16 protein-coding genes are annotated in these 17,930 nt (G+C 74.1%); 7 read left to right on the top strand and 9 right to left on the bottom strand.

From position 1 onward, the window contains the following. Window positions 1-324 precede the first annotated feature (324 nt). The gene (locus tag ACZ3YL_RS01820; RefSeq protein WP_465654693.1) at window positions 325-963 is read right to left on the bottom strand and encodes a hypothetical protein; all 639 of its coding nucleotides are present in this window, start codon (window positions 961-963) and stop codon (window positions 325-327) included. Window positions 964-1,151: 188 nt separating this feature from the next. Further along, window positions 1,152-2,048, bottom strand: coding sequence for a hypothetical protein (locus tag ACZ3YL_RS01825; protein WP_465654695.1), 897 nt, complete (start codon window positions 2,046-2,048; stop codon window positions 1,152-1,154). Between the two features lie 745 nt (window positions 2,049-2,793). On the opposite strand from ACZ3YL_RS01825, the gene ACZ3YL_RS01830 reads away from it, so the two are divergent. Together ACZ3YL_RS01830 and ACZ3YL_RS01835 are read left to right on the top strand one after the other, a co-directional pair. Then, the gene (locus ACZ3YL_RS01830; protein WP_188307917.1) at window positions 2,794-3,963 is read left to right on the top strand and encodes an exonuclease SbcCD subunit D; all 1,170 of its coding nucleotides are present in this window, start codon (window positions 2,794-2,796) and stop codon (window positions 3,961-3,963) included. After that, window positions 3,960-7,028 carry an AAA family ATPase gene (locus ACZ3YL_RS01835; protein ID WP_465654697.1) on the top strand — a complete coding sequence of 1,023 codons (3,069 nt, stop codon included), beginning with the start codon at window positions 3,960-3,962 and terminating at the stop codon, window positions 7,026-7,028. The genes ACZ3YL_RS01830 and ACZ3YL_RS01835 overlap by 4 nt, the downstream gene beginning before the upstream one ends. Window positions 7,029-7,039: 11 nt before the next feature. Here the strand turns inward: ACZ3YL_RS01835 and ACZ3YL_RS01840 are convergent, their stop codons facing one another. After that, a complete protein-coding gene (locus ACZ3YL_RS01840) occupies window positions 7,040-7,273 on the bottom strand; it encodes a hypothetical protein (RefSeq protein WP_188307795.1) in 234 nt (77 codons plus the stop codon). Window positions 7,274-7,363: 90 nt separating this feature from the next. Here ACZ3YL_RS01840 and ACZ3YL_RS01845 point away from each other — a divergent pair, with 90 nt between their 5' ends. Beyond that, on the top strand, window positions 7,364-7,921 hold the full coding sequence (locus ACZ3YL_RS01845; RefSeq protein WP_188307794.1) for a DUF1990 family protein: 558 nt from the start codon (window positions 7,364-7,366) through the stop codon (window positions 7,919-7,921). Window positions 7,922-7,930: 9 nt separating this feature from the next. Here ACZ3YL_RS01845 and ACZ3YL_RS01850 read toward each other — a convergent pair whose 3' ends face one another. Together ACZ3YL_RS01850 and ACZ3YL_RS01855 are read right to left on the bottom strand one after the other, a co-directional pair. Then, a complete protein-coding gene (locus tag ACZ3YL_RS01850) occupies window positions 7,931-8,386 on the bottom strand; it encodes a YjbQ family protein (RefSeq protein WP_188307792.1) in 456 nt (151 codons plus the stop codon). Window positions 8,387-8,593: 207 nt separating this feature from the next. After that, complete coding sequence (locus tag ACZ3YL_RS01855) at window positions 8,594-8,863, bottom strand: hypothetical protein (protein WP_188307793.1); 270 nt, start codon at window positions 8,861-8,863, stop codon at window positions 8,594-8,596. Between the two features lie 877 nt (window positions 8,864-9,740). On the opposite strand from ACZ3YL_RS01855, the gene ACZ3YL_RS01860 reads away from it, so the two are divergent. Further along, a complete protein-coding gene (locus ACZ3YL_RS01860) occupies window positions 9,741-11,984 on the top strand; it encodes a bifunctional glycosyltransferase/CDP-glycerol:glycerophosphate glycerophosphotransferase (RefSeq protein ID WP_465654700.1) in 2,244 nt (747 codons plus the stop codon). An 87-nt stretch (window positions 11,985-12,071) separates the two neighbouring features. Here the strand turns inward: ACZ3YL_RS01860 and ACZ3YL_RS01865 are convergent, their stop codons facing one another. Beyond that, window positions 12,072-12,284: an EF-hand domain-containing protein gene (locus ACZ3YL_RS01865; protein WP_188304199.1), complete on the bottom strand. Its 213-nt coding sequence runs from the start codon at window positions 12,282-12,284 to the stop codon at window positions 12,072-12,074. A gap of 176 nt (window positions 12,285-12,460) precedes the next feature. On the opposite strand from ACZ3YL_RS01865, the gene ACZ3YL_RS01870 reads away from it, so the two are divergent. Beyond that, window positions 12,461-13,129, top strand: coding sequence for a lysophospholipid acyltransferase family protein (locus tag ACZ3YL_RS01870; RefSeq protein WP_188304198.1), 669 nt, complete (start codon window positions 12,461-12,463; stop codon window positions 13,127-13,129). A gap of 26 nt (window positions 13,130-13,155) precedes the next feature. Here ACZ3YL_RS01870 and ACZ3YL_RS01875 read toward each other — a convergent pair whose 3' ends face one another. Beyond that, on the bottom strand, window positions 13,156-15,000 hold the full coding sequence (locus ACZ3YL_RS01875; protein WP_465654702.1) for an ABC transporter ATP-binding protein: 1,845 nt from the start codon (window positions 14,998-15,000) through the stop codon (window positions 13,156-13,158). Between the two features lie 214 nt (window positions 15,001-15,214). After that, window positions 15,215-15,988, bottom strand: coding sequence for an SDR family NAD(P)-dependent oxidoreductase (locus ACZ3YL_RS01880; RefSeq protein ID WP_465654704.1), 774 nt, complete (start codon window positions 15,986-15,988; stop codon window positions 15,215-15,217). Between the two features lie 70 nt (window positions 15,989-16,058). On the opposite strand from ACZ3YL_RS01880, the gene ACZ3YL_RS01885 reads away from it, so the two are divergent. Both ACZ3YL_RS01885 and ACZ3YL_RS01890 read left to right on the top strand, forming a co-directional pair. Beyond that, the gene (locus ACZ3YL_RS01885; RefSeq protein ID WP_465654706.1) at window positions 16,059-16,436 is read left to right on the top strand and encodes a DUF6895 family protein; all 378 of its coding nucleotides are present in this window, start codon (window positions 16,059-16,061) and stop codon (window positions 16,434-16,436) included. Next, a complete protein-coding gene (locus ACZ3YL_RS01890) occupies window positions 16,433-17,287 on the top strand; it encodes a serine hydrolase domain-containing protein (protein ID WP_465654708.1) in 855 nt (284 codons plus the stop codon). The genes ACZ3YL_RS01885 and ACZ3YL_RS01890 overlap by 4 nt, the downstream gene beginning before the upstream one ends. Here the strand turns inward: ACZ3YL_RS01890 and ACZ3YL_RS01895 are convergent. Beyond that, on the bottom strand, window positions 17,284-17,880 hold the full coding sequence (locus ACZ3YL_RS01895) for a LysE family translocator (protein ID WP_465655236.1): 597 nt from the start codon (window positions 17,878-17,880) through the stop codon (window positions 17,284-17,286). The two genes, ACZ3YL_RS01890 and ACZ3YL_RS01895, sit on opposite strands and share 4 nt — an antisense overlap. Window positions 17,881-17,930: the final 50 nt, after the last annotated feature.

A 17,930-nucleotide genomic window follows, 5' to 3' on the forward strand; every position in this document is an offset into this window, starting at 1 on the left:
TAGCCCAGCGCGGAAGCTGTCATGCCAAGGACATTGACGGACCGTCTGATAGCAGAGAAGTGAACCCGCCCCGACAGAACGTGAGTTCGCCCAGGTGGGTGCAGGTGTATGTCGACGCGCATCGGTCATCGCGTGTAGACAAAAAAGTTTTGAGAAGTCAGCTCTCCGTCAGCCGCCGGTCAGCATGCGGCCGTCGGTGCGTCAGTTCCGCGGCGCCGCGCCGTCGGTGCGCCAGTTCCGCGGCATGCTGCCGTCGGTGCGTCGGCTCTGGGGCGCGGAGCCGTTCCGGCCCGATCGCGCCGCCCGTCCCGCCGGGCGCGCGGCTCAGTGCCCGGGGACGCTTCCGCCGCCCGGGTACACGGGGCCGGGGAAGACCGTGCAGCCCTCGACCGGCAGTTCCTCGATCGTCTCGTTCGCGGCCGCGGGCACGCCGAGCCAGTGGGCGGCCATGGCGACCGCCACCCGGGCCTGGCGCAGTCCGGGCTCGCCCCAGCCCAGCAGCTCGACGGCGAGCCCCGGCGCGACCAGCAGCCGCCGGTAGTGCCGGCCCGAGGCCGGGTCGGCCTCGCTGGGACCGACCGCCCGCAGCGCCGCCGCCATCCGGACCCGCGCGCACTCGTGCCCGCCATTCGCCGAGCCGACCCGGTCGTAGAGGTAGCCGAGGTAGTACGGCCGGCCGATCACGGCCCGCGCCTCCTCGCCCGCCTCCCGGGCCAGCGCGGCCGCCGGGTCACCGTCGTCCTCCGGCTCCAGCGAGCCGCCGGGCAGCGAGCAGATCCCGTCCTTGGGGTTGACCAGGGTCAGCACCCGCCCGTCCGGGGCGAACAGCCACCCCCAGGACTGCTTCACCGGCAACCCGTCCGGCACCTGCTCGCCCGGCCGCCACGGCCAGCCCGCCGTGGGACGTCGGCGCACCTTCCCGAGCAACTCGGCGATCTCCGCCGTGAACTCGATCCGGCCCATGCCGCGCGCCCCCTCTCGGTGTCGGGCTCGCCGGACCTGCGGAGCACGGTTCGGAGCGGAGCGACCGGAGCGGCGGCGTGGGGTACCGCGCGCCCCTGCTGATGATCTTCTCCGATCTTCCCCGAACAGGCGGTCGATGAACAGTCCCCAGCGCCGCATGGTGGATGCGCAGACCGCGAAAGCCCTGTTCACCCCACCAGCCCACCTCCGCCCCCGGCACCCGGGAAGCCCGGCAACGGGAACCCCGGCTGCGGGACCACGCCGGGCGGGAACGGCAGCCCGCGCGCCGCGTCGTCGGCCAGCTCGTCGAACACCTCATGGGCCGTCATCGGCCGCAGCCGCCCGCCGGCCAGCGCCCAGCCCCGCACCGCCGGCCCGGACCTCGCCGCGTCCGGAGACCCGCCGGGAGGCCCGCCCGGGCGCTCGCCCGACGGGGGCGCGGACGGATCGCCGTGCAGCAGCAGTGCCCCCTCACCCCCGGACGCCACCCCGGCCGCGAGCGTGACGCAGAACGCCTCCACGTCCCGCCCGGCGGACTGCAGCCGCCCCGCCTCCACGCAGACGTCCACCGCCGAGGTGAGCTGCTCGCCGTCCTCCGGCCCGTGGCACCGCAGCGTCAGCAGGTGACAGCCCTCCCCCGCGCCCTCGGCCAGCGCCAGGTAGACCGAGGTCACGTACCGCATCACCGCCGCCATCCGCCGCTGCCCCACCAGGTCGTCGCCGACCGCGTTCAGCAGCGCCGCGCAGGCCACGGACATCCGCACCCGCGCCCGGTGGTCGTCCAGGAGCACCGGGAGGAGCTCCGCCAGCGGCTCCCCCGCGTAGACGAAGGGCTCCCCGGCCAGTTCCGGATCCCCCGCGTACGCGACCCGGGCGGCCGGCGCCCGGGGATCGAGCCCGAGCGCGGCACAGTAGTCCTCGAAGTCGGCCGCCTCCAGCACCCGCAGGTGCACCTCCAGCCCCTGCCGGTGCAGGCCGCTCAGCTGCTCCTCCGCCCGCACCAGGTACTCCCGGTGCCCGAGCGCGCCGAACAGCCCGTACCCGGCCAGCGCGGCGAAGTCGGCCGCCTCCGCGGCCAGCGCCACCGCCACCGGCTGCGGCGGCGCGCCCCGGGCCCGGCCGCCGCGCCGGCCCCGCGCACCGGCGCCACCGGCTCCACCAGCCCGCGAGCCCGGCGGCCGACCACCTCCGGGCGGCGACGCTCCGCCCGGTCCGCCGTCCGACCGGCCACCAGCCCCGGGGCCAGGGCCGTACCCGCCACCCGACCCGGGCCTGCGCCCGCCGAACAGCAGCGCCCGCGGGCCCGTCAGCGGCCGGCTCCGCACCGCCACGACGCCCAACACCTCGTACACCGTCTCCCGCACAGCCATGGGGTTCCTCCCGTTCACTCGACTCACTGACTCGCCGACTCATCGACTCATCGACTCACCGACTCACTGATCCACTGGCCCACTCAGTCGGCACGAACCAGCACGAACCTGCGCGAACCTGCGCGAGTCAGCATGAACCTGTATGAGTCAGCACGAACCAGCACCGACAGCTCCGACTCCCGGAGCCGCCGACGTCACGGAACCTACACAGAGCCACTGACAATCCACCCCAAGTAATCGAACACCAGCGGCCAGGGCCCATGCAGAGGATCAAGATGTGCCCCCTCCAGCCGTCCCCCTTCACCTCAACGGGCCAACATGTGCCCCTCAAGCCCTCACGAACCCTTGTGACCCCGTGAACCCCCTCGCACCCCCTCGAACCCCCCTCACACCCCCCTCGCACCCCCGTGCCCCCTGAGCCCGACGGGATTGTCAGTGCCGGGCGTTAGGGTCGGGGACCATGCGACTGCTGCATACCTCCGACTGGCATCTCGGGCGTTCGTTCCACCGGGAGAGCCTGCACGACGCCCAGCGCGCCTTCCTGGACCACCTGGTGGAAGTGGTCCGGTCCGAGGGCGTGGACGCCGTGCTGGTCGCCGGGGACGTCTACGACCGGGCGCTGCCGAGCCTGGACGCGGTCGCGCTGTTCGACGACGTGCTGCACCGGCTGGCCGACCTCGGGGTGCCGACGGTCTTCATCAGCGGCAACCACGACTCGGCCCGCCGCCTCGGGGTCGGTGCCGGCCTGATCGGCCGGGCCGGGATCCACCTGCGGACGGACCCGGGCGAGTGCGCCGAGCCGGTGCTGCTGGCGGACGAGCACGGGCCGGTGGCGGTGTACGGGCTGCCGTACCTGGAGCCGACGCTGGTGCGCGAGCGGTTCGGACTGGCCAAGGGCGGGCACGCGGCGGTGCTCGGCGCGGCGATGGACCAGGTCCGGGCCGACCTGGCGACGCGCCCCGCGGGCACCAGGGCGGTGGTGCTGGCGCACGCCTTCGTCACCGGGGGCACGGCGTCCGACAGCGAGCGGGACATCGCGGTCGGCGGGGTCGCCTCCGTCCCCGCCTCGGTGTTCGACGGGGTGCACTACGCCGCGCTCGGCCACCTGCACGGCTGCCAGACCCTCGCCCCGCACCTGCGCTACAGCGGCTCCCCGCTCGCCTACTCCTTCTCCGAGGCGCGCCAGCGCAAGACCATGTGGCTGGTCGACCTCGCGGCCGACGGCTCGGTGACGGCCGAGCGGGTGGACTGCCCGCGGCCCCGCCCGCTCGCCACCCTGCGCGACACGCTGGCGGCGCTGCTCACCGACGAGAAGTACACCGGGGACGAGCAGTCCTGGGTGCAGGCCACGCTCACCGACGCGGCCCGCCCGAGCGAACCGATGGAGAAGCTGCGCCGCCGCTTCCCGCACACCCTCCAGCTGCTGTTCGACCCCGAGGGCGGCGGGGACGAGCCGTCCCGGTCGTACGCGGCCCGGGTCAGCGGCCGGGAGGACCTGGAGATCGCCGAGGGCTTCCTGCGGCACGTCCGCCCCGGCGCCGAGCCGGCGCCGGACGAGCTGGGCTGGCTGCGCGAGGGCTTCGAGCGCGTCCGCGAAGGCGCCGACCGGAAGGCGGACCTGCCCCGATGAGGCTGCACCGGCTCACCGTCACCGCCTTCGGCCCGTTCGCGGGCAGCGAGACGGTGGACTTCGACGCGCTCGCCGCCGGCGGGCTGTTCCTGCTGCGCGGCGCGACCGGCGCGGGCAAGAGCAGCGTGTTGGACGCGGTCTGCTTCGCCCTCTACGGCGAGACGCCGAACGCCCGCCGGGCCAACCGGCTGCGCAGCGACCACGCCGCCCCCAAGCGGCTCACCCAGGTCGAACTGGAGCTGACGCTGGGTGGGCGGCGGTTGCAGATCATCCGGCTGCCCGAGCAGCGCCGGCCGAAGAAGGTCGGCACCGGCACCACCGTCGAACGGCCGCAGACCCTGCTGCGCGAGTGGGCCGCCGACGCGGGCGACGGCACCCCGGGCTGGCGGCCGGTCAGCACATCGCACCAGGAGGCCGGGGAGGAGATCCACCGGCTGATCGGCATGAGCCGCGAGCAGTTCTGCCAGGTGGTGCTGCTGCCCCAGGGCGACTTCGCCCGCTTCCTCAGGGGCGACTCCGAGGAACGCGGCAAACTGCTGCGCCGGCTGTTCGACACCGAGCGCTACGGGCACGTCGAGGCCTGGCTCGCCGAACTACGGCGCGCCCAGGAGACGGCCGTCCAGGCCGGCCGGCGCCGGCTGCGGGACCTCGCCAGCAAGGCCGAACAGGCCGCCGGGCCGGGGGCCGAGCCCGCCGGGGCGTGGGTGCCGGCCGAGGACGACGACGCCGGGCTGACCGCCGGGCTGCTGGGCTGGGCGGCGATCCTGCGCGGCGGGGCGGCCGAGCAACTCGCCGTCGCCGAGGCCGCGCTCGCGGGCGCCGAAGCGGCGCAGCGGGCGGCCCAGCAAGACCGGGAGGGCGCCGAGGAGTTGGCCGGCCGGCAGCGCCGGCACCGCGAGGCGCTGGCCGAGGCCGAGCGGCTGGCCGGCTTCGAGTCGGCCGCGGCGCGGGACCGGCAGCGGCTCGCGGCCGCCCAGGAGGCGGTCGGCGTGGAGTCGGCGCTGCGCCTACGGGAGAGCGCGGCCGAGGCCCTCGAGCGCGCCCGGGAGGCGGAGCGGCGGCACCGGGGCGCGCTCGCCCGGGCGGCCGACGGGGCCCACGCACTGGCCGGATCCGACGCCGCCGGGCTGACCGAAACCGAGCTGACGGAGGCCGGGCTGGCCGAGGCCGAGCTGCGGCTGCGCGCCGAAGTGGTCCGGCTGGAGACGGCCCGGGCGGAGGAGCGGCGCTGCGCCGAACTCGCCCGCGAGCAGCTCTCCTTGACCCAGGGCCGGGTCGACGCCGAGGAGCTGGCCGAGGAGGCCGCACGCTGGCTGGCCGAGTTCGAGGGCGAGTTGGCCCGGCTGGAGGAGCAGCAGTCCCGGGCCCAGGCGGCGAGCACCCGGGTCGAGCAACTGGACGGGCAGCGCGCCGAGTTGACCACCCGCCTGGGTGCGGCCCGGGAGCGGGACGGCCTGCGGGTCGAGATCACGGCCGCCGAGCCGAGGGTCGCCGAGCTGCGGACGGCCGCGCTGGACGCCCGCGAGTTCAGCCTGGACCTACGGGACCGCCGCCTGACGGGCATGGCCGCCGAGCTGGCCGAGCAGCTGCGCTCGGGCGAGGCCTGTCGGGTCTGCGGCTCGCCCGAGCACCCGGCGCCCGCCGAGGCCGCCGACGGCGGTCGGGTGAGCGCCGAGGACGAGGAGCGGGCCGGCCGGGCCCAGGCCGCCGCCGAACAGCTCTGGGGCGAAGCCGACCAGGCGCTGACCGCGCTGCGGGTGCGCGAGGCGACCGCCACCGGCGCGGCCGGCCCGGAGGCCGTGGACGTGCTCGCGCGCTCCCTCGCCGAGTTGGAGCAGGAGCACCGCACCGCGCTGCACGAGGCGGAGGCGCTCGGCCGGGTCGGGCAGGAGATCGCCCGGCTGTCGCAGGACCGCGCCCGCCGGCTGGACGAGCTGCACGAGGCCAGGGAGCGCGCCGCCGTCCTCACCGACCGGCTGCGGACGCTGGACGACGAGCAGCGTGAGCTGACCACCAGGGTCACGGCCGCCCGCGGCGCGGCCGCCTCGGTCGCCGATCGGGCCGCCGCGCTGACCCGGCTCGCCGAGGCGGTCGCCGCGGCTGCCGCCTCCGCCCGGACGGTGGCGGAGGCGCGGGCCCGGCTGGGCGGGGCCGAGGAGGAACTCGGCAAGGCCGCCGCCGCGGCGGGCTTCCCGGACGCCGCGGCGGCGCTCGCCGTGCTGTTGCCGCGCGAGGAGCGGGACGGGTTGGAGGCCCGGCTGGAGCGGCACCGCGCGGAGTCGGCCGCCGTCCGGCACGAGCTGGCGCTGCCCGAGCTGGCCGAGGCCGCGACCCGTCCACCGGTCGATCTGCCCGCCGCCGCGGCCGCGCTCGACGCCGCCACCGACCGGCTCGGCCGGGCGCACGCTGCCCGGTCGGCGGCCCAGGAGCGCTGCGCGGCACTGGCCGCGATCGGCCGGAGCCTGGGCGACCTGGCCGCCGAACTGGCCCCGGCCCTGGAGCGGTACGGGCGGATCAACCGGCTCGCCGCGCTGGCCGCCGGCACCTCCACCGAGAACCGGCTGCGGATGCGCCTGGAGTCGTACGTCCTGGCGGCCCGGCTGGAGCAGGTCGCGGCGGCGGCCAGCGACCGGCTGGTCCGGATGTCCGGCGGCCGCTACACCCTGGTCCACAGCGACGACCGGGGCACCGGCAACAAGCGCTCCGGCCTGGCCCTGCGGGTGGTCGACGCCTGGACGGGCACCGAGCGGGACACCGCGACCCTCTCCGGCGGCGAGAGCTTCTTCGCCTCGCTCTCCCTCGCCCTCGGCCTGGCCGACGTGGTCACCGACGAGGCCGGCGGCATGCCGCTGGACACCCTCTTCATCGACGAGGGCTTCGGCACCCTGGACGAGCAGTCCCTGGAGGAGGTGATGGACGTCCTCGACGGCCTGCGCGAGCGGGACCGCGCGGTCGGCATTGTCAGCCACGTCGCCGACCTGCGCAGCCGGATCCCCGCCCAACTGCTGGTCCGCAAGGGCCGGCACGGCTCCACCCTGGCCCTGGCCGGACGGGAGGACGCCTGAGCCGTGTCCGCTCAGCCCGAGCAGGCGATCCGCTGGGCCTGCTGCCAGGCACAGGTCGGGCACAGCGTGCTGCCCGGCTGATCGGCGGGCAGCACGGTCGGCTCACCGCACAGCACGCAGTCGGCCCGCGGCCCGACCGCCCCCGGCTCCTCCCTCAGTGCCGCTTCCGCGGAACCGGCGGGCGCGAGCTCACAGACCGCCGCGTCCCCGCTCACAACGCCCTCACCCGTCCCGGTCTCACTCATACCGCCTTCCTACTCCCCGCCCCCGCCCCGCCGCAAGGCACCTCGGGCCCGGGGTCAGGCCCGGGGGAGGAGGGGGCTAGCGTGAGCGGCATGGTTGGCGATCTGGAACGGCGGCTGCGGGCCGCTCGGGGTGCCGAGCCCACGTATGCCGAGGTGGGAGCCACTCGGGGCGGGCGGCTGCCGGAGGGGTACGGGCACCTGCGGCGGCGGGTGCACCTCGGGCGGGGGCCGGAGGTGCTGGATCGGGCCGGGCGGTATGTGCTCGGGTGGGGCAGTCAGTTGGGGACCGGGTTCGCGGTGCACCCGGGCGGGCCCGCCCGGGAGGGGGCCACCGTGCTGCTGCGGCTGCGCCTGCCGGGCAGCCGGTGGCCGCGGCTGATGATCCCCTGCCGGGTGGTGTGGACGGTGACGGAGCCGGACCGGGTCGGGTTCGCGTACGGGACGCTGCCCGGCCATCCGGAGTGCGGCGAGGAGTCGTTCCTGGTGTCGATGGACGCCGAGGGCGAGGTGTGGTTCGAGGTGGCCGCGTTCTCCCGGTTGTCGGCCTGGTACGCCCGGCTGGGCCGGCCGGTGGCGCTGCTCTGCCAGTACCTGGCGATCGAGCGCTACCTCGCGGCCGTGGCCGGGCACGTCGCCCGGGACCGGTAGCGGCCCGCCCTAACCGAGGAAGGACAGTCGGACGGTGCGGCGCGGGTTGTCCCCGTTGGTGTCGATCAGCACCACGGACTGCCAGACGCCGAGCGCCAGTTGGCCACCGAGTACCGGCAGGGTGGCGTGCGGGGCGACCAGGCCGGGCACCACGTGGTCCCGTCCGTGACCGGGGCTGCCGTGCCGGTGGCGCCAGCGGTCGTCGGCGGGGAGCAGTTGGCGCAGGGTGGCGAGGAAGTCGTCGTCGCTGCCCGAGCCGGTCTCCAGGACGGCGATCCCGGCGGTGGCGTGCGGGACGAAGACGTTGAGCAGTCCGTCGCGTCCGGGGGCCCGTTCGTCGAGGAACGCGGCGCAGCGGTCGGTGATGTCGAGCGCGACCTCGCGGTTGCCGGTGACGATCTCCAGGGTGGTGGTCTGGAAGGGCCCGGTCGACCCGGTCGACGTGGAGTGGTTGGTGTCCGCCATGGCGCCATCCTGACCCAGGTCAGCGGATCGGTCGTACTGCCTCGCCGACTGCCCACGCCGGGGTGTCGCCCTCGCGTAGGGTGAGAGGTTCAGACCAAAGTGAAGGTTCCGGTGTCCGGATACGCCGACGACCCGACGGACCGGTGGTCTGTCGGGTCGTTCGGGAACCGGTCCCGGGCCGAGGCCCCGGAGCCTGGCTCCAGAGTCTCAGCCGCGTCCGCCGAAGAGGCTCCGGCGCAGTCGGCGCAGCGGCGCCAGCAGCGACACCCGGGAGTGGCGACGACGGGCCGCCGCCGGGGCGTCGGCGCCGCGCGGCGTCAGTTCCCTTATCAACCCGAGCGCCTCGGCGGTGTCCACCGCCGGGAGCGCGGGTGCGCCGAGCACGGCCAGGTGTCGTTCGATCCGGCGGCCGGTCGCGCCGACACCGCACTGGACCGCCGGCACACGGGGCCGAGTCCGCACTTGCATGTGTTCCATCAGTTTTCCCACCCCTACGAGGCGCCAGGGCCGTGAGGCGAAGACTATCCGTGAGGGACGGCCTTCGCACAACCGTCCTTGGTGTTGTGCCACCGTACCGTGCGACGTCAACTGACGGTGCACCAGGGGCTGACCGGGCGGTCACGACTAGGCATCAATGATGGTGCACGACCGGCCATCCGTCATCAGGGCCAGGAGGCGCGGGGCCGGCGCCCGCGCCGACGGCATGCGCCGGGCGCACGGGGGCGGGCGGCCGGTGCGGTGGCCGTGTCGACGAATCGCCCCGGGCGCTCGCACCGAGAATCCCGCAGGAACTCCTGTGGGGACTCCTGCGGGAACCCCCGCCGGGCCCCTCCCGGAGTCCTGCCGAGACCCGGACCGGAGCCGCCCGCCGGAGTTCCCCATATAGGGGACAGCCGTCACATCGACAAAGCGATCACCGCGTCACCGTCCGACTTCATGAAGTGAACGCATTCGAGGGATTGACTCCGCCGATTCCTCCAAGCAATATCTGAGTCAACACGCAGGTGCCCGCACCGCACCAGCCGTGTGTTCGAGTCATGAATGGCTCGAGAAGGGCTCCGGCTCCTGCGGGCCACTGCCCGGCCACCTCGACGCTGCGGTGGCCAGGCCCGCGCGGTGCCCGGACCGGCGGCCGGCCGTAGAGGGTCGGCCCGGCCGCCACCAGACTGCCGGTGCCGCCCCGCACGGGGCCCGGCACCGGCGGTCCCGGGCCGGTTCCCGTCGCCCGTCGCGCCCGCCTTCCGCCCCCGGTCCGCCCATGGCTCCGCGGCCGTCGGGCCCGCCGGACCGGCCCACCGCCGCCGACCGGACGTCCCCGCAGGTCGCGCCGTGTGGATCGGTAGACTCGGCCAGCGTGTCCCTCCTCCTCAGCATCGTGCTCCCGGTCCACGGCGTGGAGCGGTACCTGCCGCGCTGCCTCGACTCGATCCTCGGCGAGACCCCCGCCGCCGAGACCCGCTTCGAGGTCATCGCGGTCGACGACCTCTCCCCCGACGGCTCCGGCGCGATCCTGGACGCCTACGCCGCCCGCGACCCCCGGCTGCGTGTGATGCACCTCACCGAGAACCAGGGCCTCGGCGGCGCCCGGGCCGCCGCCCTGCCGCAGGTGCGCGGCGAGTACGTCTGGTTCGTGGACAGCGACGACTGGCTGCCCGAGCGGACGGTCGGCGTGATCCTGGACGAGCTGGCGCAGGAGAGCCGCCGCGAGGTGCCGGCCGACGTGCTGCTCACCGACTTCACCCACGTCTACCCCGACGGCGGGAGCGAGCCCAACCCCTGGCGGCACGTCCTGGTCGGCTCCCCGCTGGTCGAGGGCTGTACGGCGGCCGAGCACCCGGCGCTGTTCCAGACCGTGATGTCGGTGTGGAACAAGGTGTTCCGCCGCGCCTTCCTGGAGGGTCTGGACGTCGCCTTCGGCCGCGGCTACTACGAGGACATCTCGGTCACCTACCCCGCGCTGCTGGCCGCCGGGCGGCTGCGCTACCTGGACCGCCCCTGCTACTTCTACCGGCGCGGCCGGGAGGGCGCGATCACCGCGACCGCCTCCCCGAAGCACGCCGGTGTGTTCGCCCAGTACGACGCGATCTTCGCCTTCCTGGACCGCCCGGACCGCCCCGGCCGGCCCGTCCCGGAGTCGCTGCGCACCCTGGTCTTCGACCGGACCGTCCGTCAGGCGCTCAACGTCTACGACACCCCCGGTCTCGTCCCGCTCGACCGGCGCCGGGACTACTTCCACCGGCTCGCCCTGCACTTCGAGCGCCACCGCCCGGCGGACTACCGCTTCCCCGGCGGGGTGCGCGGCGTGCAGTACCGGCTGGCCGCCCGCGGCGCCCGGATCGCGTACGCCGAGCTGCGCCGCACCGGCCGGCTGCCGCGCGAACTCAAGCGCGGGGCACGGGCGGTGGCCCCCGCGGTGAAGAAGGGGGTGCGCAGCGGCGCCCGGTTCACCGCGTACAACGCGTTCCGCCGCCTCCCGCTGGACGAGCACCTGGCGGTCTACGCCGCGTACTGGCACCGGGGTTACGCGTGCAACCCGGCGGCGATCTACGAGAAGGCGCGGGAACTCGCCCCGCAGATCCGGGGCGTGTGGGTGGTCGAGAACCGCCGGCAGGCCGACGCGATGCCGCCCGGGGTCCCGTACGTGATCGTCAACACCCCGGCCTACCTGAAGGCGATGGCGACCGCCAAGTACTTCGTCAACAACGTCAACTTCCCGCGCACGATGGCCAAGCGCCAGGGCACGGTGCACATCCAGACCCAGCACGGCACCCCGCTCAAGGCGATGGGCATGGACCTGCGCGGCCGGCCCGAGGCGGCCGAGGGGATGGACTTCGACCGGCTCCAGGAGGCCATCGACCGCTGGGACTTCCTGGTCTCCTCCAACCCGCACACCAGCGAGCACTTCGCCCGGGCCTTCCCCGGCCGCTACGAGATGCTGGACACCGGCTACCCGCGCAACGACCGGCTGGCCGACGCCACCCCGGCCGAAGTCCGGGCGATGCGCGAGCGCCTGGGTCTGCGGCCCGGCACCACGGCGGTGCTCTACGCGCCGACCCACCGCGGCGGCAAGGGCGGCTACGTGCCGCTGCTGGACGTGGCGGACCTGGCCCGGCGGCTGGGCCCGCGGTTCACGCTGCTGGTGCGCACCCACTACTTCCACACCGACGGCCCGGGCGACCTGACGGCCGGTGAGGACGCGGCGCAGATCGTGGACGTGTCGGCGCACCCGGTGGTCGAGGACCTCTACCTGGCGGCGGACGCGCTGGTGACGGACTATTCGTCGATGATGTTCGACTACGCGGTGCTGGACCGGCCGGTGGTCGTCTTCGCCCCGGACTGGGAGGAGTACCAGCGCGAACGCGGCGTGTACTTCGACCTGTTCGCGGAGCCGCCGGGCGCGGTCACCGTCGACGTGGACGGGCTGGCGCGGGCGCTGCGCGCGGGCGATCCGGAGCCGGCGGCGCGGGAGCGGTTCCGGGCGAAGTTCTGCGTCTGGGACGACGGTGGGGCGGCGGAGCGGGTGGTGCGCCGGGTGTTCCCGGTGGCTCCGGCGGCGCCTGCGACTCCTGCGGACCCTGCGGACCCTGCGGACCAGTGACGCCGGGCGAGGACTGACCCCAGAACGAGAGGCACCCCGGACGGGGCCGGCGCCGCCGGTACGGCGACCGGCCCGGTCCACGCGAACTCAGCGCTGGCGGGCGGCCAGGAACTCCTCGAAGTCCAGGTAGCCCTGGTGCCGGGTGTCCATCGCGTGGATCAGCGCCTCGGCCATCGAGATCGTGACGCTGTGGTCACCCATCTCGTTGGCGGCCAGCGCGTACTCGGCCGGGGTGATCTTGCCGTCGCCGTTCTGGTCGAAACGGTCGAACATCTCCTTGATGGCCTCGACGCTCTCCATCGTTCCCTCCTGGGTACTGCGGGTCTTGCTCGGTTCGGACGGCCGTACCCTACCCGGCCGTGGTGTTCCCCACGGTCGCCGGGAGTGGACGGCCGCCGGGGTCGGTGTCGTAGTCTGCGGGTCTGACTGCTGACCCGGACTCCTCCGGGGCGGTCGTTCGTCCAGGGAGGGAACCCGTGCTCGACCTCGCCACCAGGCTGCTGCTGAAACCCGTTTCACGGGGGATCTGGCGTCCGGCCATCGAGGGCGTCGAGAACGTGCCGCGCAAGGGCGGGGTGATCCTGGCCAGCAACCACCTGTCCTTCATCGACAGCGTGGTGATCCCGCTCACCTCCCCGCGCCGGGTCCACTTCCTCGCCAAGGCCGAGTACTTCACCGGCACCGGGCTCAAGGGCCGGCTCTCCAAGGGCTTCTTCGAGTCGATCGGCGCGGTACCGGTCGAGCGCGGCACCTACCGTTCCGCTCAGGCCTCGCTGGAGTCGGCGCTGGAGATCCTGGAGGCCGGCAAGGCCTTCGGCATCTACCCGGAGGGCACCCGGTCGCTGGACGGCCGGCTGTACCGGGGCAAGACGGGCGTCGCCTGGCTCGCGCTGACCGCGGGCGTCCCGGTGGTGCCGGTGGCCCTGGAGGGCCCGGAGCAGATCCTGCCGGTGGGCAAGCGGGTGCCGCGGATCAAGAAGGTGACCGTCCGCTTCGGCGAGCCGCTGCACTTCGACGAGTTGCACGGGCAGGCCCGTTCGCTGAAGGCCCGTCGACAGGTGACCGACGAGGTGATGGCGGCGATCCAGCGGCTCTCCGGCCAGGAGGTCGCGGAGAGCTACAACGAGGTCCCGAAGGCGGCCTGAGCCGCCTCCCCGCCGACCCCGTGGTCCTACGCGTGCCCGAGCGCGGCCTCCGGGACGGCCTCCGACCCGGCCGCCGCCTGCGGCACCTCCCGGCGCAGCAGCGCCGCGTACCGGCCGTCCAGTTCCACCAGTTCCTCGTGGGTGCCGAGTTCGACCACCCGGCCGTGGTCCAGCACCGCGATCTGGTCGGCGGAGCGGACGGTGGAGAGCCGGTGGGCGATGGTGATGGTGGTGCGGCCGGCGGCCAGGGTGTCGACGGCCTGCTGGACGGCGCGTTCGGTGCGGTTGTCGAGCGCGCTGGTGGCCTCGTCCAGGATGAGCACCGGCGGGTTGCGCAGGATGGTGCGGGCGAGCGCGAGGCGCTGCTTCTCGCCGCCGGAGAAGCGGTAGCCGCGTTCGCCGACCATGGTCTGGTAGCCGTCCGGGAGGGCGGCGATGGTGTCGTGGATCTGCGCGGCCCGGGCGGCCTCGACCAGTTCTTCGTCGTCGGCACCGGGTTTGGCGAAGCGCAGGTTCTCGGCGACCGAGGCGTGGAACAGGTAGGTCTCCTGGGAGACCACGCCGACCGCGCGGGCCAGGGTGTCAAAGGACAGTTCGCGCACGTCCACGCCGTCCAGGGTGACCCGGCCGCCGGTGACGTCGTACAGGCGCGGCACCAGGTAGCTCAGGGTGGTCTTGCCCGAGCCGGTCTCGCCGACGACGGCCAGTGACGTCCCGGCCGGGACCTTGAGTTCGACGTCGGCCAGGGTCGGGCGCTCCTGGTCCGGGTCGTAGCGGAAGTCGACGGCCTCGAAGCGGACCTCGCCCCGGATGTCGGTCAGGCTGACCGGGCGCTCCGGTTCGGCGATCTCCACCGGCAGGTCGAGGTACTCGAAGATGCGCTGGAAGAGCGCGAGCGAGGTCTGCACGTCCACGCCGGTGGAGAGCAGGCTGACGGTCGGGCGGAACAGGCCCTGCTGGAGCGTGACGAAGGCGACCAGGGTGCCGACCGAGACGATCGGCGCGCCGGCGGCGGAGGTCAGTCCGGCCGCCCAGTAGATCAGCGCGGGCATCGCGGCCATCACGATCATGATGGTGTTCATCCGCCAGCGGCCGGCCATGCTGGCCCGCACCTCCAGGTCGGCGAGCTGGTCGGACTGCCCGGTGAACTCCCGGGCGAGCGAGTCGGAGCGGCCCATGGTGCGGCCGAGCAGGATGCCGCTGACCGACAGCGACTCCTGGACGGCCGAACTCATCGCGGCCAGCTGCTTCTGCCGCTCGGTGGTGATCTTCTTGCGCTCCTGGCCGACCCGGCGGCTGATCCAGACGAACAGCGGCAGCAGGAGCAGCGAGATCACGGTCAGCCGCCAGTCGAGGGCGACCATGGCGACGATCGAGGCGATCACGGCGGTGAGGTTGGAGACCAGGCTGGTCGCAGTGGAGGTCACCGTGGACTGCATGCCGCCGATGTCGTTGGCGATCCGGGACTGCACCTCGCCGGTGCGGGTGCGGGTGAAGAAGGCCAGCGACTGCCGCTGCAGGTGGCCGTAGACGGAGGTGCGCAGGTCGTGCATGACGCGCTGGCCCACGGTGGTGGAGATCAGCGTCTGCAGCACGTTGAAGATGCTGTTCACCACGGCGGTCAGGATCATCCCGAGCGCGAGCAGGCTGAGCAGCCCGGTGCGGCCCTGCGGGATGGCGGTGTCCAGCACGGCCCTGAGCAGGAACGGGGAGACCACCGACACCACGGCGGAGGCGGCGACCAGCAGGCCGACGGTGGTCAGGCGGCCCCGGTAGGGGTGGAACAGCGCGAGGATGCGGCGCCACTGGGCCGGCGGGCGGGGGTCACCCTCGGCGCGGTCGGGCGGGGTCCAGTCGATGGCGGGCCTCAAGAACGGGCCTCCCTGGGTCGGGCGGTCGGATGGTCGGACAGTCGGATGGGCGGGTGGTCGGGTGGGCGTCATCAGCATAGCGGGGTTAGCTCATAGTTAGACAAGCTAATAGTGAGGTCCCCTCTATTCCCTGCCGACGACCCGACCCCGCCCGACCCGCCGATGGCCCGACCCTCCGACCACCCGACCACCCGACCACCCGACCTCGGGCGCCTCAGTCGGTCCGGTAGGTCCGCGCCGCCTTCGAGGAGAGGCCGCCGAGCTTGCCGGACGGCAGCACCCGGGCGATCGCCACCGCCAGCTTGTAGCGCTTGCCCGGCACCGACACCGAACGGCCGCGGGCGAGATCACGCATCGCCTCGTTCACGACCCGCTCGGCCGAGAGCCAGGACCAGGATGGGATGTTGCCCGTCCCCATGCCCGCCCGCTGGTGGAACTCGGTCCGGGTGAAGCCGGGGCACAGCGCCATCATCCGCACGCCCGACCCGCCGAGGTCGCGCAGCACGCCCTGGGTGAAGCTCACCACCCACGCCTTGCTGGCGCCGTACGTACCGCGCGGCAGGAAGGCCGCCACCGAGGCGACGTTCACGATCGCGCCCCGGCCGCGCTCGCGCATCCCCGGCAGGGCGGCCGTGGTCAGTCGCAGGATGGCCTCGATGTGCACCTTCAGCATGTCCAGCTCGCCCTGGAGCGGGACGGTCCCGAAGGCGCCCTTGTTGCCGAAGCCGGCGTTGTTGATCAGCAGGTCCACCGGGCGCCCGGCGTCGGACAGCCGGGCCTCGACGGCGGCGATGCCCTCCTCGGTGGCGAGGTCGGCGGTCAGCACCTCCGCCTCGACTCCGTACTCGGCGTGCAGGTCGGCGCTCGCGCGCTCCAGGCGCCCGGCATCCCGGGCCACCAGGACGAGCTGGTAGCCGCTACGGGCGAGCCGGCGGGCGAACGCGGCTCCGATGCCGGCGGTCGCGCCGGTGATCAAGGCTGTGGTCATGCCCCGACCGTACCGACTCACCGCATCCGCGCCCACACCCAGGGCAACACCCCAGCTCAGCGGGCTGCGGATGCAGGTACCCCATCGCGCTCGTCATACCGAATGGGGTGCCCGGCCCGAGTGCCTGCCCGAACCGATGCGCGACTACCTGCGCGACTGGCTGCCGGCCTGGCTCGACATCTGGCTGGAGACCGAGCAGTGGGACCTCGCCGGCGAGCTGCTGATCGTCGACTCGTGCATCGGGGAACCCGTCACCGGCCGGGTCGGCTGGGGGGCCCTGGCCGCGATCCAGCAGCCGGACGGGCTGATCCCGTGCGAGGGGTCGGCGCCCGAGTACGACGACCCTGAGGACGCCTTCCGCGACCACGGACACACCGCCGTGGTCGGGGTGGTGGCCGCCACCGTCGCGCTCTCGCGTGCGCTCGGCGGCACGCCGGTGGCCACTTGAGCGAGCTGGCCGCCGCCGCCGCGGCGACGCTACGGGCCGCCGGACCGTACGCCACCGCCGTCACGGTGACCCTCACCTGCGGGGACCGCGAGGAGGTGCACTGCCACGGTCGGCTCGGGCTCGCGCCCACCGCACCGCCGTGCACCCCGAACACCGTCTTCGAACCCGGCTCCGTCACCGAGACGTTCACCGCGCTGCTGCTCGCCGAGTCGGCCGCACGCGGTGAACTCGCCCTGGACGAACCGGTGGAGCGCCGCCTTCCGCCCGACTGGCGCCCGGCGACGGTGAGTTCCCGCCGGCCGATCCGCCTGCTGCACCTGGCCACCCACACCTCGGGCCTACCGCGACTGCCGCCCGGACTGCTCGCGGCGGCCGCCCCGAACTGGGCCGGCAATCCGCACGCCGCCTACGGCGAGGAGCAGTTGCGCGCGTCGCTGGCCCGAACCACCGTACGACGCACCCCCGGCAGCCGGTACCGGTACTCCAACTACGGGGTCGGGCTGCTCGGGCGGATCCTCGCCGAGGCCGGCGGGGCGCCGTACGGGGAGCTGCTCGTCGAGCGGGTCTGCCGGCCGCTGGGGCTCCATGCCACGACCTGCGCACCGGACGCACCGGGGCGCGCGGTCGGGTACCGACGTGGAGGGGCGCTGCCGCCCTGGCTCATCCCCGGACTGCCGGGGGCCGGCGCGATCCGCTCCAGCGGGGCCGATCTGCTGCGCTATCTGCGCGCCCATCTCGACGGCGGGGACGGCGAGTTGGGGGCCGCGCTGCGGGACGTCCAGCGGCTTCGGCTGCGGCTGCCGCACTGCTGCGGGCCGCGAGCCGGGTCTGACGTTCACAGCAGACCCTAGGCCGCGACGGCCTTGGCGCGGTCGGCGGCGATGTGCAGGGCGAGGCCCGCGAGGACGGTGCCCATCACGTAGCGCTGGAAGCGCAGCCAGGCGGGGCGGCGGTTCAGGAAGCCGGCGATGCTGCCCGCGCTCATCGCGATCAGGCCGTTCATGCCGACCGCGATCGCGATCTGGGTCAGGCCCAGCACCAGGCTCTGCAGCGCGACATGGCCGCGCTCGGGTGCCACGAACTGGGGCAGCAGCGAGATGTACATGATGGCGATCTTGGGGTTGAGCAGGCAGGTCAGGAAGCCCATCGCGAACAGGCGGCGCGGTGGGTCCGGCGGCAGCTGCTGCGGGGCGAAGACCGCCGTGCCGCCCGGCTTGACCGCCTTCCAGGCCAGCCAGAGCAGGTAGCCGGCGCCGGCCAGCTTGATCGCGGTGTACAGCGCGGGGACGACCGAGAACACCGCGGCCACCCCGGCCGTCACCGCGACCAGGTAGACCAGGAACGCGGCGGCGACACCCGTCAGCGACACCAGTCCGGCGCGGCGGCCCTGTGATATCGAGCGCGAGACCAGGTAGATCATGTTCGGCCCTGGCGACAGCACCATGCCCAGTGCCACGGCGGCGATGCCGAGCACCGCGTGACCGTCCACGGCCT

This window comes from Kitasatospora sp. NPDC023176 (assembly GCF_055560495.1).

Bases quoted from the DNA above. Each gene is read 5' to 3' on its own strand.
- ACZ3YL_RS01820 (WP_465654693.1), bottom strand. From the start codon at position 963: ATGGGCCGGATCGAGTTCACGGCGGAGATCGCCGAGTTGCTCGGGAAG.
- ACZ3YL_RS01830 (WP_188307917.1), top strand. From the start codon at position 2,794: ATGCGACTGCTGCATACCTCCGACTGGCATCTCGGGCGTTCGTTCCAC.
- ACZ3YL_RS01835 (WP_465654697.1), top strand. From the start codon at position 3,960: ATGAGGCTGCACCGGCTCACCGTCACCGCCTTCGGCCCGTTCGCGGGC.
- ACZ3YL_RS01840 (WP_188307795.1), bottom strand. From the start codon at position 7,273: ATGAGTGAGACCGGGACGGGTGAGGGCGTTGTGAGCGGGGACGCGGCG.
- ACZ3YL_RS01845 (WP_188307794.1), top strand. From the start codon at position 7,364: ATGGTTGGCGATCTGGAACGGCGGCTGCGGGCCGCTCGGGGTGCCGAG.
- ACZ3YL_RS01850 (WP_188307792.1), bottom strand. From the start codon at position 8,386: ATGGCGGACACCAACCACTCCACGTCGACCGGGTCGACCGGGCCCTTC.
- ACZ3YL_RS01855 (WP_188307793.1), bottom strand. From the start codon at position 8,863: ATGGAACACATGCAAGTGCGGACTCGGCCCCGTGTGCCGGCGGTCCAG.
- ACZ3YL_RS01865 (WP_188304199.1), bottom strand. From the start codon at position 12,284: ATGGAGAGCGTCGAGGCCATCAAGGAGATGTTCGACCGTTTCGACCAG.
- ACZ3YL_RS01880 (WP_465654704.1), bottom strand. From the start codon at position 15,988: ATGACCACAGCCTTGATCACCGGCGCGACCGCCGGCATCGGAGCCGCG.
- ACZ3YL_RS01885 (WP_465654706.1), top strand. From the start codon at position 16,059: ATGCAGGTACCCCATCGCGCTCGTCATACCGAATGGGGTGCCCGGCCC.
- ACZ3YL_RS01895 (WP_465655236.1), bottom strand. From the start codon at position 17,880: ATGGTGCTGTCGCCAGGGCCGAACATGATCTACCTGGTCTCGCGCTCG.